Genomic DNA, 13109 nt, shown 5'->3' on the forward strand with positions numbered 1-13109 from the left:
GCCGAATGACATCCCGACCGCTTTCGAACCGCTGCAAACACCGGCTCCCCATGAATCTGCTGAGCCTGGCCATTGCCCTGTCCGCCATCGCCCCCGCACACCGCGTCTGGGCTGCCGAAGCCAGCCAAAGCGCTACGTCCCACACTTACGCCATCGGCGCCGGGCCACTGTCCAGCGTGTTGGCACAGTTCGCAGCGCAGTCGGGGGTGTTGTTGTCGTTCGACGCCGATTTGCTGAAAGATAAGAACAGCCAGGGCCTGCAAGGTGATTACACCGTACCGTCCGGTTTTGCCCGTTTGCTGCAAGGCAGTGGCTATTCGCTGATTGCCACCGGCGCCGACAGCTACACCGTGGCACCCCAGGTCAACAGCGGCGCAGCGCTGGAATTGGGCGCCACCACGGTCAGTGGCGTGGCAAGCGAAGCGGACACCTATGCGGGTGACCAGCTCGCCCGCTCAGCGCGCCTGGGGGTGCTGGGCAATCGCGATATCAATGACGTGCCGTTCAGCGTGGTCAGCTTCACCGCCAAGACCATCGAGGACCAGCAAGCGCGAACCGTCGGTGACGTGCTGCTCAACGATGCGTCGGTGCGCCAGTCCGCAGGTTTTGGCAACTTTTCTCAGGTGTTTACCATTCGCGGCCTGCCACTGACCACGGACGACATTTCGTTCAATGGCCTGTACGGCGTTCTGCCCCGGCAGATCATCACCACCGAAGCGCTGGAACGGGTCGAGCTGTTCAAAGGCCCGAATGCGTTCATCAACGGTGTGGCGCCAGGCGGCAGCGGCATTGGCGGCAGCGTCAACCTGGTGCCCAAGCGCGCGCAGGACACTCCGACCCGCAGCGCAAGCCTCGATTACGCCAGTGACAGCCAGGTCGGTGGGCACATCGACCTCGGCCAGCGCTTCGGTGATGACAACCGTTTCGGCGCGCGGGTCAACCTCGCCCAGCACGGCGGCGATACTGCCGTGGATGATGAAAGCGAGCATTCCCAGTTGATCGCCGTGGGCCTGGATTATCGCGGCGAGCGTCTGCGCGTCTCCACCGACCTTGGCTATCAGAAGCAGCGCATCAACAACGGACGCTCGGTGGTCTACCCGACCGGCACCAAAGTCCCGCACGCGCCATCGGCCAAGGACAACTATGCCCAGGACTGGACCTGGTCGGAACTCGAAGACACCTACGGCATGGTCAACGGCGAATACGACCTCAACGACAACTGGACGGCCTACGCCGGTGGAGGTGCCAAGCACACCCGGGAAAACGGCCAGTATTCGTCGTTGTACGTCGCCAACGACGGCAGCGGTAAAGTCGGCTTTCTCTATTCACCCCACGACGAAGACAACAAAAGCGCGATTGCCGGTTTGAACGGCCACTTCAACACTGGCCCGGTCTCGCATCAGATGAACGTTGGCTTGTCCGGCACCTGGGGCGAGCAACGTTCGGCATTCGAGGCGATCCTGGTGGCCAACCGCGTCAACGGCAATCTGTACAACCCGGTACAGGTGCCGCGCCCGACCAACACTTATTTCGGCAGTGATATTCATGATCCGCGCATTGTCGGCAAGAACCGGGTCAAGAGTGCAGCGGTGTCCGACACCTTGGGGTTCATCGACGACCGCATTCTGCTGACCCTCGGCGTGCGTCGGCAGACCCTCGAAGTCGACGCCTGGAACACCACCAGCGGTGCGCGTACGGCCAATTACGAAGAATCGATCACCACGCCGGTCTACGGTCTGGTGATCAAGCCGTGGGAGCATGTGTCGTTCTACGCCAACCGCATCGAAGGCCTGCAACAAGGCCCCACCTCGCCGTCCACCGGCGTGACCAACCCCAATGAAGTGTTCGCTCCCAACCGCAGCAAGCAGACGGAAGCCGGGGTGAAACTGGACTGGAACAGCTTCGGCGCGACGCTGGGTGTGTACCGCATCGAGATGCCGAACAGTTCGACCTCGACCGTCACCGGCAACCGCTTGCCGACCTTCAGCGTCGACGGCGAGCAAGTGAACAAAGGCGTAGAACTGAATGTGTTCGGCGAACCGCTGGACGGCTTGCGCGTGCTTGCGGGGGCGACCTGGATGGACACCGAACAGAAGAAAACCTCCAACGGTCTCAACGACGGGAACCGCGCCGCTGGCGTGCCACGTTTCCAGTACAACCTCGGCGCCGATTGGGACGTGCCGGGCATTCAAGGCGCGGCGCTCAACGCTCGCATGCTGCGCACCGGCGGCGAATACGTCAACGCGGCGAACAGCCTGAGCATCCCGGCCTGGACCCGCGTCGACCTCGGCGCCCGCTTCGGCTTCACGGCCGACGACAAATACATCACCTTGCGCGCCAACGTCGAAAACGTTGCGAACAAGGCGTACTGGTCGTCGGCTTCGACCGCCAACAACTACCTGACTCAAGGTGAGCCCAGGACGCTGAAATTGTCGGCGACGGTGGATTTCTGAAGGACCTTTCGCCCCTCGGCTGCGGCAATCGGAAGGACTTGATCGTCGTAGCAATCCGCAAAATTTAATGAACCCTGCCGGTCCATGTTCACCTAACCGTTTAACCATCAGGAGGTGACACATGCATTTCGAACCAACGTGGATCGTACTCGCGGCAGTGCTATTGATTATTGAATTGTGGGCGATCAATCGGCTACGCAAGAGCGAGGGCAAGGCGAGCACCAGGGGGGTGTGGATGGTGGTGATTGTGTTTGTGCCGTTGCTGGGACTGATTGCCTGGGCTTTGGCCGGGCCGAAGCAGATCGTCCACAACCGGCAATCGGCGCAGGCCCGACAATAACTGAGGCGCTCAGGAAGGGATTTGTATCGATCTGTATTCGAGGCCAGGGAAACTACACGGCGATACACAATCGCGTGCCCAGGACACATACGGTGTACATGAAAGTGAAAAAGTGCGCGGGTCGCCGTTCAACCCCCGCAGGAGCCACTTCATGATCAATCAAATCGATACCGTGCTGTACACCGGCAAGACTGTCACCACCGGCGGTCGCCAAGGCGAGTCGCGTAGTGACGACGGGCGCCTGGACATCAAGCTCTCCCCGCCGGGCTCTTCCGGCAGTGGCACCAATCCCGAGCAATTGCTGGGTGCCGGTTGGTCGGCCTGTTTTATCGGTGCGCTGGGCAAAGCCGCGGCGGCGTTGAAGGTCAGCTTGCCGGCCGACGTCAGCGTCGCGACCGAAATCGATCTGGGCAAGACCGATAACGCGTTTTTCCTCCAGGCGCGTCTCAACGTCAGCCTGCCAGGTGTTGAGCCAACACTGGCCCGCACATTGGTGGACGCTGCCCACCAGACTTGCCCGTATTCCAAGGCAACCCGTGGCAACATCGACGTGACGATCAATCTGGTTTGATGCAATAGTGCAGACAAACAAATGCCCCGGCAGGCGGGGCATTTGATCTTGGCGAACTGCTTGTTCGCAGCTGCACAAGTCGGCTTCGAGAGCCAAGTAGGTGGCCAGTGCTGGTCTCTGGCTTACGAGGTTTATCAGGACTCCCACAGAAACAGCAATTTGCGCTGCCCTGCTTCACACGGCATAAGGGCTGGATCTCAGCGCGGAGATCTTTCTAACCGTGTACCCTTCGGAGCGCGCCCCACGCGTCCTCGCTATCCGCTTGCGCATCAGTCTGCGTTTTCACCTACACCTTCAGAGTAGCAAAGCACAACAAGTGTGGGTTGCTGTTTTTAGACCGATTTCATCCTGTGGCAAATACCGCTGGATTGAAAAATGCTATGCCCATACGTCACTCATCGGAATGCCTACCGCCTACGATCTTCGCGCATTAAGCTCGACTCATGCGCTGCATAAATGCACATTTCGCTGCAATATCGCAGCAGTCGACAAAGTACCTTGTTGCGTTGCTCCCTGTTCGCAGGCTTTCGAGTTGGCATGCGAAATGCCCTCCTGTTATTGCCTGTGGTTTTTCATCCAGGAACCCCATAAACCAGAGTGAGCCGACTCATCGATGGATATCCTGAATTTGCTGGCCAGAAAAGCCCAGCCTCTTGCCAGTACCCTGAGTGCCGACGGGCACCTGCTCAACCTTTCCGCCAGCCTGAGCGATCAATTGGGTTATGCACCCGAGGAACTGCTCGACCAGCCGATCGAACGCATCTTTAGCGTCGACTCGATGCGTGCTGTGCATTCGCTGTTTACCAACCCACCGGCCGATGAACAGGTCCAAAGCCTGGAATTGACCCTGATTCGCCGCAACGGCGGGCTGTTGCACGTGATTGCCAGCGGCTTGCTGGAATGGCGGACAGTGCAACCGGCACGTCTTCATCTGTTGAAAATCCCGCTCGGCGTGCTGGGCCATCGGCTACGGGAAATGCACAACGCCAATGAGGTGATGAGCCAGATGCTGCAGAGCGCCAAGGTCGCCTACTGGTGCATCGAGTTCGCCGAGGCGGTGGACATCAACAATTCCCCGGATGAAATCGTCCGCCAGGTGTTCGAAAACGACTCCCATTGGCGCCTGTGCAACCGGGCAATGGCCGATGTCTACGAGATGCCGTCCGATGTCGATTTCAACCAGCAACCCGTGCGACTGTACTGGCCGCGCAGCCCGGCCAACGAAGAGTTCGTGCGGCGTTTGATCGAAGCCGGATTCACCGTCGATTGCGCACTGTCGGTGGACCGTCGCCATGACGGTTCGCCCGCCTACGTGGAAAACGACGTCCGGGCGACCATCGTCAACGGCCAGTTGTTGCGGATGTGGGGCAGTATTCGCGACGTCAGCCAGGAACTGCGCATGCAGCACGACGCCGAGCAACGCATCGATGCCCTGCGCCGGGTGTTCGATGCGGTGCCTGACGCGGTGCTGGTGATTGATGAACACCTGCAACCGCAATGGCGTAACGCAGCCTTCGAAGAAACCTTCGGGATCACCCAAGGTGCCGGCATCGCTCGATTGTTGCTGGATAACGCCCTGCCCGAGCGCACTTGGCACAGCCTGCCCCTGCCGGGCCTTGGCGGGCGCGAACGGCACTTCAATGTGCATTGTTCGCGCATCCTGATCCGTGAAGGCGTGGCCTGGCGGGTGGCGGTGTTCCGCCAAAGCCAGGGCGTTCGCCGCACCGAAGAGTTGCACCCATGAAAGATACCAACCTGCCTCCAACCATGCAGATGGGCATGCGTTCTTCGGTCAATGTCAGCACTGAAGTGCTCGGTGCACTGCTGCAAACTCCAGCGCTGCACGCCTTGCTCGACAGCTTCAGCGAAGCGCTGATCGTGACGGACGGCGAAGGCCAGGTGCGCTTTCTCAATCTGGCCGCCGAACGGGTCAACCGGCTCTCCAAACAGCAAGCCGTCGGGCTGTCGGAAAGTGATTTCTTCCAGCGTTCGGCGTTGAACTACGACGATTTGCTGGCTGCATTGAATCGTGGTGGCAACAGCGCGTTGACCCGCTCGCGGGAAGGTCGCGTGCTGCTCAGCAGCACGCATGCGATCCCCACGGGGGCTTACGAAAAACCCTTCCGCATGTTGACCCAGAAAGACTTCGACGGCAGCCAGCCACAGCGGCGAGCCGCCCTTGGCGGCCGACCGGTAGAACCCCAGGGCCTGCGAGATCCTCAGGACAATGCTCTGCATCTTTCCCCGCAACTGTCGAGCATCGCCGATACCGGCGTGCGCGCTTTTCGCCGGCGCGCACGGTTGTTGCTGCTGGGTGAACCGGGGGTCGGCAAGACCGCCATCGCCCGGCATATTCATCGGGCGGCCGGTTGGGGTGACCGGCCGTTCATACACGTCAATTGCGGGAGCATTCCCGAGAGCCTGTTCGAATCGGAGATGTTCGGCTACGAGCGCGGCGCCTTTACCGGCGCCTTGCAGGGCGGCAAGCAGGGCTATATCGAGGCGGCCTCGGGCGGGACATTGTTTCTCGACGAGATCGGCGAAATCCCCCTGCATGTGCAGGCCAAGCTCCTGAAGTTTCTGGAAGACAGCACCATCCAGTCAGTCGGCTCGCCCTTGAGCAAGACCGTACAGGTGCAGGTCATCGCCGCCACCAACAAAGACCTGCGCCATTTGGTGAGCATCGGCGAATTTCGTGCCGACCTTTACTATCGCCTCGCCGTGCTGCCGGTTGAAATTCCGCCGCTGCGTCAGCATCGGGATGACTTGCCGTTCCTGATCGATATTCTCCTGAGTCGCATCAATGGCGACCGCGAGCCGTCGCTGAGCCTGTCGAGCGGCTGCCGCAAGCGTCTGATGAGCTACGACTTCCCCGGCAATATTCGTGAACTGGTGAACATCTTCGAGCGGCTGGCGGTGCTCGCCGACGATGAAGCGCAGGAACATCACCTGCCAGCCGAGCTGCTGGAACCGCAGCGATCGCCGCAGCACCAGAGCCCTTCCTTCGTGGAGGTCGAGACGCAAGACAACCCGGAGCAAAACCTCAAGCTTCAGGTTCAACAGTTCGAACGCCAAGTGATCCTCCAGGCCGTGGACCTGTGTGGCAGCAAACGCAAGGCGGCGCAGCACCTGGGCATCGACATCGGCACGCTGATTCGCAAGTTGCAGCGCGATTGACCGCCGTCAGGCGGTTCCACGGGGATTGTGCGCTGTCCGGCACTCCTCCAGCCGCTGCAAAAACGCATACACATCTGCTTACTTTTGCCTGCATCGCAGTCCAGCAAAAATGATACTTCCTTATATTTCAACAAGTTAATCACTTGGCACGACCTGTGCTCCTGCTATCTGCAACCCACCATCGTTGGGCTTTGCATCGCAGCCGGCTTCCAAACGCCGGCTCGCTAGCCAGGAGGAATAATAAGAATGTTGATCACCGGGATCAAAAGCCGGCCGGTCTATGACCGGTTGCAACCATTACCGGGAGGCAGGCGCCATATCGTTGCCGGGCAAGGCAGCGGCGGTCGTGCCATGTTGCGTTTGCTGGACGAGCTGGTGGAGCTGGATAGCCCCATTACCTTGCTGTATTCCCGCGAGTCGTTTTCCGGGCAGGACTTCCTCGCACCTTTGCAGCAGCGCCACCCCGACCTGCCATTGCAGGTCGTTGAGACGAACCAAGCGTTGATCGACGCGCTCAAGGTGCTGCTCGCCGATGCCCGCATGGGCACCCGCCTGTATCTGGCCGGCTCCGAAAGCTTCCTCGGCAGCGCCATGCAAGTGGCCACGCATTTCGACCTCAACCGCGACGAAGTCCTGCGCGAGAACTCCGGCACCCTCGTGCGCCGGGTCTGGTGCGTGCACTGCGACACCTATACCGAAAACGTCACCCAACGTGTCTACGACTGCCCCGGCTGCGGCCTGACGCTGGTGGTGCGCGATCACTATTCCCGGCGCCTGGCAGCGTTTCAGGCGGTCAAGGCCGACGCCGAAGTACCGGGCGAACTACCCCCTGCCGAGGAGCTCGATACATGAGCCAGAACAATGGGACTTTGAATCTGCGTGTGGCCCGCATCGAAGCGGTGACCCCGGAAATCAAACGCTTCACCCTGGTCTCGCCGACCGGCGCGCACTTGCCGGCGTTCTCCGGTGGCAGTCACGTCGTGGTGTTGATCGCCAATCAGAGCAACACTTTGCGCAACCCCTACTCGCTCCTGAGCTCGCCCTACGACACCAGCAGCTACCAGATTGCCGTGCGTCGGGTGGAAAGCGGTCGCGGCGGTTCGGTCGCGCTGCACGATTCGGTGAACGAAGGGGACATGATCGAGGTGACTCCGCCAGTCAATCTCTTCCCGTTGATCAAACAGGCGCGCCTGCATTTGTTCATCGCCGGCGGTGTCGGCATTACCCCGGTGATTTCGCAATTGGAAGAATTGCGCCTGAGCAAGGTGCCGTTCGAGCTGCATTACGCAGTTCGTGGCGAAGAACATGCGCAATTGGGCGAAGAGTTGCAGGCCATCTATGGCCAGCAGGTGCATCTGTACCGCAAGGGTGTCGAATCGCGCATGGAAATCGGCAAGATTCTGGCCGACCGTGCGTTGGGAAGTCACGTCTACGTGTGCGGCCCGGACAGCATGATCGATGCCACCCTGGCGTGCGCTCGCGACCTTGGCTGGACCGACAGCCATGTGCACTTCGAACGTTTCCTGGAACAAAGCAGCGGCGGCGAAGCCTTCAGCTTCACCCTCGGCCGCAGCGGCACAACCATCGAGGTCTCACCCGACCAGACCATGCTCGAAGCGGTCGAAGCCGCGGGCTTCAGCATGCCTTACCTGTGTCGTGGCGGGGCCTGTGGGCATTGTGAAACCCCCGTGCTGGAACTCGACGGCGAACTGCTGCACAGCGACGACTGGTTGTCCGACGACGACAAGACCAGTGGCAAGAAAATCATGCCCTGCGTATCCCGCGCCAAATGCAATCGCCTGGTCATCGACCTCTGATCGACGGAGAAAAAACAATGAACATAAAATTCAATCCCGACGAAACCTACCGCGACGACTACACCTTCGCCAACAGCCCGGAAACCATCGCGCGCGCGCCCTTCCCGTTTCCCGATGACGAGTACATGTATTCGATGAACCTCGAACCGCATGTCTCGGTGGGCGACGGTGCATTCCGCGCCGCATTCGATATCGACGAGCACTACATCAGCGAGTGCCGCGATCGCGCCATCACCCTGGAGAAAGACCCGGGCATGCACTATGTCTCGGCACCGCACATGATGGAGGCGCAATGGGACCTTCTGGAATTGATCATGGAGTCCTATGCCCGGGATTACCCGCAATACTTCAACCTGGAGCGCGACGGTCGCCAGTGGCACTGGACCAACCGGCTGCTGGGCATCGACGACCGTTTCACCTTTGGCGACCCGACCACCCTGCCCTATGAGCCAATGGAATACGTGACCCGTCAGGCTCAGGGCGACTGGGTCTTGCAGGAAGAACGCGACGGCACGTTGTACTGGGGTGCCGGCATCGCCACTCAGCGTGCCGACTATTCGCTGCGTTTCAACCTCGGCATGAGCTGGGAAGAATTCCACGGTCCGGTACCGCTGGTGAAGGAAATCGGCATGCTCGACCGTGCCCTGAAATTCCTGCTGCGCCTGCGTATCGGCCACCCGGTGCGACGCCTGAACTGGTCGCTGACGGTCAACCCGCGTCTGGAAGTGTCGGCTGAAAGCCTGCCGGAATGGGCACCCGACCGAACCATCGTCACCGCCGAAAACGCCGGCAAGCTGGTGTATCTGCGCATCGAACTGCAACCGCTGCATCGCCTGCCACGCAGTAACGCCATTGTCTTTCCGATTCGCACCTACCTGTTGAGCCTCGAAGACATCGCCACCAATCCGGCGTGGGCCCGGCGCATGCACCGCGTGTTGCGCGACTTGAATCAGCAACTGGTCGACTACAAGGGGTTCAGCCGTTACCGCGACGCGGCGGTGGAGTGGCTGTCCCAATACGACGACGAAGCCAAAGCCTGACGCAATCCCCTGTGGGAGCCAGCCTGCTGGCGATGGCGGTCGTGAGGGCCCCATCGCCAGCAGGCTGGCTCCCACAGGATTGAATACCCGCAATCCACTGCCATTGATAATGAGGAAATAACATGAGTGGCTCATCTAACACGCGTGCAAGCAGCAGCGTCGACCAGGACGCGGAACAACTACGCGCCCTCGGCTACAGCTCCGATTTCAACCGCAGCATGAGTCTGTGGGAGAACTTTTCCCTGGGCTTTACCTACTTGTCGCCCGTCGTCGGCGTCTACACCCTGTTCGGTTTGTGCCTGGCTGCCGGCGGCCCGCCAATGTTCTGGTCTTACCTGTTGATCGGTGCCGGGCAGATGCTGGTGTGCCTGATTTTTGGTGAAGTGGTTTCGCAGTTCCCGATTTCCGGCGGTGTTTACCCTTGGGCTCGTCGCCTGGTGGGCAAGCGCTGGGCGTGGATGGTCGGCTGGGTGTATGCCTGGGCCTTGTGCGCCACTATCGCCGGGGTCGCGGTGGGTGCCGGGCCGTATCTGGCGATCATGCTGGGCTTCAGCCCCGGTCCCGAGGCCAACATCTACATCGCCCTGGCAATCATCCTGCTGTCCACCGCGTTGAACCTGGTGGGCACCAAGTTGCTGGCGCAGGTGGCGATGTTCGGCTTTCTCTGCGAGCTGGTCGGAGCGATTCTCGTCGGTGGCTATCTGCTGATCTTCGAGCGTCATCAACAGTTCAGCGTGCTGTTTGACACCTTCAACCTTGAGGTCAATGGTTCGTACTTGCCGGCGTTCCTCGCGGCGTCCCTGGCCGGTCTGTTCCAGTACTACGGCTTCGAGGCTTGCGGCGATGTCGCCGAAGAAACCCCGAACCCGGGCAAACGCATTCCCAAAGCCATGCGCATGACCATTTACATCGGTGGCGCGGCGGCGATGTTCGCTTGCCTGGCGCTGATCCTTTCGGTTCCGGACATGGCCAAGGTTTTGGCCGGCGAAGACACCGACCCGGTCGCGACCATCCTGGCCAACGCGTTTGGCCCCGTGGGTTCGCGCCTGGTGATGGCGGTGGTGATGGTCTCGTTCATTTCCTGCGTGTTGAGCCTGCAAGCGGCCGCCAGCCGGTTGCTGTTCGCCTATGCCCGGGACGAAATGATCGTCGGCAGTTCGCTGTTCAAGCGTCTGTCGGCAAACCATGTGCCATCGTTCGCGCTGCTGGTCAGCGGCCTGGTGCCGGCGGCGATTGTCTGCCTGGGCATGTTCATGGCCGACGCCGTGGCCACCATTGTCGGCTTTGCGGCCATCGGTATTTACGTGGCGTTCCAGCTGATCGTGGTCGCCGCGTTGATCGCCCGCGCCAAGGGCTGGCGCCCGAATGGTCAATTCACCCTCGGTGCCTGGGGCTTGTGGATCAACCTGGCGGCGTTGATTTACGGCGTTTGCGCGATCATCAACATGGTCTGGCCGCGCTCGCCGGATGCGCCGTGGTACATCAACTATTCAATGATCCTGACCACCCTGGTGGTGATGGGTGCCGGTCTGGTCTACATGCTGCTGGGCAAGCCTTACGACAAAGGCACGGCACCGGCGGGTGATGCGTGGAAGTTCTCGAAACCACAGACCAAAGCGTCGCAAAGAGTCGTGGTCGGTAACTGACAACCCCATTTCCCAATGTGGGAACCGAATTCCTGTGGGAGCTGGCTTGCCAGCGATGGGGCCGGAAGGTTCAACAAAGATGTTGGCTGATCCACCGCTATCGCTGCGATGCGGCGACTCGACTCGCCAGCTCCCACAGGGACCGGTTTCTACGGACAAAAACAATAATTTTGAAGAGGACAATGCCATGCAAACCCAACTCTTGATCAACGGCCAACTCATTACCGGCGAAGGCCCCGCCCAACCCGTATTCAACCCGGCGCTGGGCCGTGTGCTGGTGGAAATCAACGAAGCCAGTGAAGCCCAGGTCGATGCCGCCGTGCGTGCCGCCGATGCTGCGTTCGACAGCTGGTCGCAAACCCCGCCGAAAGAGCGTTCGCTGCTGCTGCTCAAACTCGCCGATGCCATCGAGGCCCATGGCGAAGAGCTGGCCAAACTGGAATCGGACAACTGCGGCAAACCCTACAGCGCCGCGCTGAACGACGAGATCCCGGCGATTGCCGACGTGTTCCGCTTCTTCGCCGGCGCCAGCCGTTGCATGAGCGGTTCGGCCGGTGGCGAATACCTGCCGGGCCACACCTCGATGATCCGCCGCGACCCGGTGGGCGTCATCGCTTCCATCGCGCCGTGGAACTACCCGCTGATGATGGTCGCCTGGAAAATCGCCCCGGCCCTCGCCGCCGGCAACACCGTGGTGCTCAAGCCATCGGAGCAAACGCCGTTGACCGCCCTGCGTCTGGCGCAATTGGCGTCGGAGATTTTCCCGACCGGCGTGCTCAACCTGGTGTTCGGTCGTGGTCCTACAGTCGGCAGCCCATTGGTCACGCACCCGAAAGTGCGCATGGTGTCGCTGACCGGCTCGATCGCCACCGGTTCGAACATCATTTCCAGCACCGCCGACAGCGTCAAACGCATGCACATGGAACTGGGCGGCAAGGCCCCGGTGATCATTTTCGACGACGCCGACATCGACGCCGCCGTCGAAGGCATCCGTACCTTCGGCTTCTACAACGCCGGCCAGGACTGCACCGCCGCCTGCCGCATTTATGCGCAAGAGGGCATTTACGACAAGTTCGTCGAGAAGCTCGGCGCGGCGGTCAGCAGCATCAAGTACGGCTTGCAGGATGACCCGGCGACCGAGCTCGGCCCGCTGATTACCGCGCAACACCGCGACCGCGTCGCCGGTTTTGTCGAACGCGCCATCGCCCAGCCGCACATTCGCCTGATCACTGGCGGCAAAGCGGTCGAGGGCAATGGTTTCTTCTTCGAACCGACCGTGCTGGCCGATGCCCAGCAGGACGACGAAATCGTCCGCCGCGAAGTGTTCGGGCCGGTGGTGTCAGTGACCAAATTCAGCGATGAAGCCCAAGTGCTGGCCTGGGCCAACGATTCGGACTACGGCCTGGCCTCCTCGGTGTGGACCGCCGACGTCGGCCGCGCCCATCGCTTGTCCGCTCGGTTGCAGTACGGCTGCACCTGGGTCAACACGCACTTCATGCTGGTCAGCGAAATGCCCCATGGCGGGCAGAAATTGTCTGGCTATGGCAAGGACATGTCGATGTATGGGCTCGAGGATTACACCGTCGTTCGGCATGTGATGTTCAAGCACTAAGAAACGCATCGCCGGCAAGCCAGCTCCCACAAAATCTCAGCAATCCCTGTGGGAGCTGGCTTGCCAGCGATGGCGTCGCCGCTGTTCCAAAACCAATCCCTACAACGTTCGCTGACTGTTGCCGATACCCTTGGCGATATCGATACCCCAATCCATCGCCGCTTCCATGTCCAGCATGTGCGGTTTCGGGTCATGGTTTTCGTCGATCGGCGTGCCGTCCGGCCGATAGACGCCGATGAACATCCCCAGCGAACCGTCCTTCAAAATCTCGGCTTTGACCCGAATGCTGCATCCGTTCGACAGCGTCTCCTTGTGGTCCAGATGGCGCTCAGTCATTGCAATTTTCCTCCCGTCGCAGGATTTTCGACCTTACTGCCAATCCTAGCTCAGCCCCGCAATCGCGCTGATTCGCGACTCTGAACACTCAACCTGACAGCGGCGAAATGCCACCTA

At 60.7% G+C, this 13109-nt stretch carries 11 protein-coding genes; 10 read left to right on the forward strand and 1 reads right to left on the reverse strand.

The annotated features are described in order from the left end of the window. Positions 1–5 precede the first annotated feature (5 nt). The 10 genes from D8V06_RS05820 (at position 6) to D8V06_RS05865 (ending at position 12656) form a co-directional block, all read left to right on the forward strand. On the forward strand, positions 6–2453 hold the full coding sequence (locus D8V06_RS05820) for a TonB-dependent receptor (protein WP_130930598.1): 2448 nt from the start codon (positions 6–8) through the stop codon (positions 2451–2453). A gap of 121 nt (positions 2454–2574) precedes the next feature. Continuing rightward, entirely contained in the window at positions 2575–2793 is a 219-nt protein-coding gene (locus tag D8V06_RS05825) for a PLD nuclease N-terminal domain-containing protein (RefSeq protein ID WP_056853432.1), read from the forward strand. 151 nt (positions 2794–2944) lie between these two features. Continuing rightward, positions 2945–3364, forward strand: a complete 420-nt coding sequence (locus D8V06_RS05830; RefSeq protein ID WP_056853431.1) for an organic hydroperoxide resistance protein — start codon at positions 2945–2947, stop codon at positions 3362–3364. Positions 3365–3977: 613 nt separating this feature from the next. Further along, positions 3978–5108 carry a PAS domain-containing protein gene (locus tag D8V06_RS05835; protein ID WP_130930599.1) on the forward strand — a complete coding sequence of 377 codons (1131 nt, stop codon included), beginning with the start codon at positions 3978–3980 and terminating at the stop codon, positions 5106–5108. Further along, positions 5105–6541, forward strand: a complete 1437-nt coding sequence (locus D8V06_RS05840) for a sigma 54-interacting transcriptional regulator (RefSeq protein ID WP_056853429.1) — start codon at positions 5105–5107, stop codon at positions 6539–6541. Before D8V06_RS05835 ends, D8V06_RS05840 begins: the two co-directional genes overlap by 4 nt. A 246-nt stretch (positions 6542–6787) precedes the next feature. Beyond that, positions 6788–7393, forward strand: coding sequence for a dimethylamine monooxygenase subunit DmmA family protein (locus tag D8V06_RS05845; protein WP_130930600.1), 606 nt, complete (start codon positions 6788–6790; stop codon positions 7391–7393). Then, complete coding sequence (locus tag D8V06_RS05850; RefSeq protein WP_056853427.1) at positions 7390–8358, forward strand: PDR/VanB family oxidoreductase; 969 nt, start codon at positions 7390–7392, stop codon at positions 8356–8358. The genes D8V06_RS05845 and D8V06_RS05850 overlap by 4 nt, the downstream gene beginning before the upstream one ends. Before the next feature lie 17 nt (positions 8359–8375). After that, on the forward strand, positions 8376–9398 hold the full coding sequence (locus D8V06_RS05855; RefSeq protein ID WP_130904342.1) for a DUF3445 domain-containing protein: 1023 nt from the start codon (positions 8376–8378) through the stop codon (positions 9396–9398). Positions 9399–9520: 122 nt separating this feature from the next. Continuing rightward, entirely contained in the window at positions 9521–11044 is a 1524-nt protein-coding gene (locus D8V06_RS05860; RefSeq protein WP_130930601.1) for an amino acid permease, read from the forward strand. A gap of 187 nt (positions 11045–11231) precedes the next feature. Then, a complete protein-coding gene (locus D8V06_RS05865) occupies positions 11232–12656 on the forward strand; it encodes a gamma-aminobutyraldehyde dehydrogenase (protein WP_130930602.1) in 1425 nt (474 codons plus the stop codon). A 99-nt stretch (positions 12657–12755) separates the two neighbouring features. Here the strand turns inward: D8V06_RS05865 and D8V06_RS05870 are convergent, their stop codons facing one another. Then, positions 12756–12992: a hypothetical protein gene (locus tag D8V06_RS05870; protein WP_056853424.1), complete on the reverse strand. Its 237-nt coding sequence runs from the start codon at positions 12990–12992 to the stop codon at positions 12756–12758. Positions 12993–13109 lie beyond the last annotated feature (117 nt).

This window comes from Pseudomonas sp. Sample_24 (genome assembly GCF_004307605.1).
GTDB lineage: Bacteria > Pseudomonadota > Gammaproteobacteria > Pseudomonadales > Pseudomonadaceae > Aquipseudomonas.

Bases quoted from the DNA above. Each gene is read 5' to 3' on its own strand.
- D8V06_RS05870 (WP_056853424.1), bottom strand. From the start codon at position 12,992: ATGACTGAGCGCCATCTGGACCACAAGGAGACGCTGTCGAACGGATGC.
- D8V06_RS05855 (WP_130904342.1), top strand. From the start codon at position 8,376: ATGAACATAAAATTCAATCCCGACGAAACCTACCGCGACGACTACACC.
- D8V06_RS05820 (WP_130930598.1), top strand. From the start codon at position 6: ATGACATCCCGACCGCTTTCGAACCGCTGCAAACACCGGCTCCCCATG.
- D8V06_RS05845 (WP_130930600.1), top strand. From the start codon at position 6,788: ATGTTGATCACCGGGATCAAAAGCCGGCCGGTCTATGACCGGTTGCAA.
- D8V06_RS05835 (WP_130930599.1), top strand. From the start codon at position 3,978: ATGGATATCCTGAATTTGCTGGCCAGAAAAGCCCAGCCTCTTGCCAGT.
- D8V06_RS05850 (WP_056853427.1), top strand. From the start codon at position 7,390: ATGAGCCAGAACAATGGGACTTTGAATCTGCGTGTGGCCCGCATCGAA.
- D8V06_RS05840 (WP_056853429.1), top strand. From the start codon at position 5,105: ATGAAAGATACCAACCTGCCTCCAACCATGCAGATGGGCATGCGTTCT.
- D8V06_RS05830 (WP_056853431.1), top strand. From the start codon at position 2,945: ATGATCAATCAAATCGATACCGTGCTGTACACCGGCAAGACTGTCACC.
- D8V06_RS05825 (WP_056853432.1), top strand. From the start codon at position 2,575: ATGCATTTCGAACCAACGTGGATCGTACTCGCGGCAGTGCTATTGATT.
- D8V06_RS05860 (WP_130930601.1), top strand. From the start codon at position 9,521: ATGAGTGGCTCATCTAACACGCGTGCAAGCAGCAGCGTCGACCAGGAC.
- D8V06_RS05865 (WP_130930602.1), top strand. From the start codon at position 11,232: ATGCAAACCCAACTCTTGATCAACGGCCAACTCATTACCGGCGAAGGC.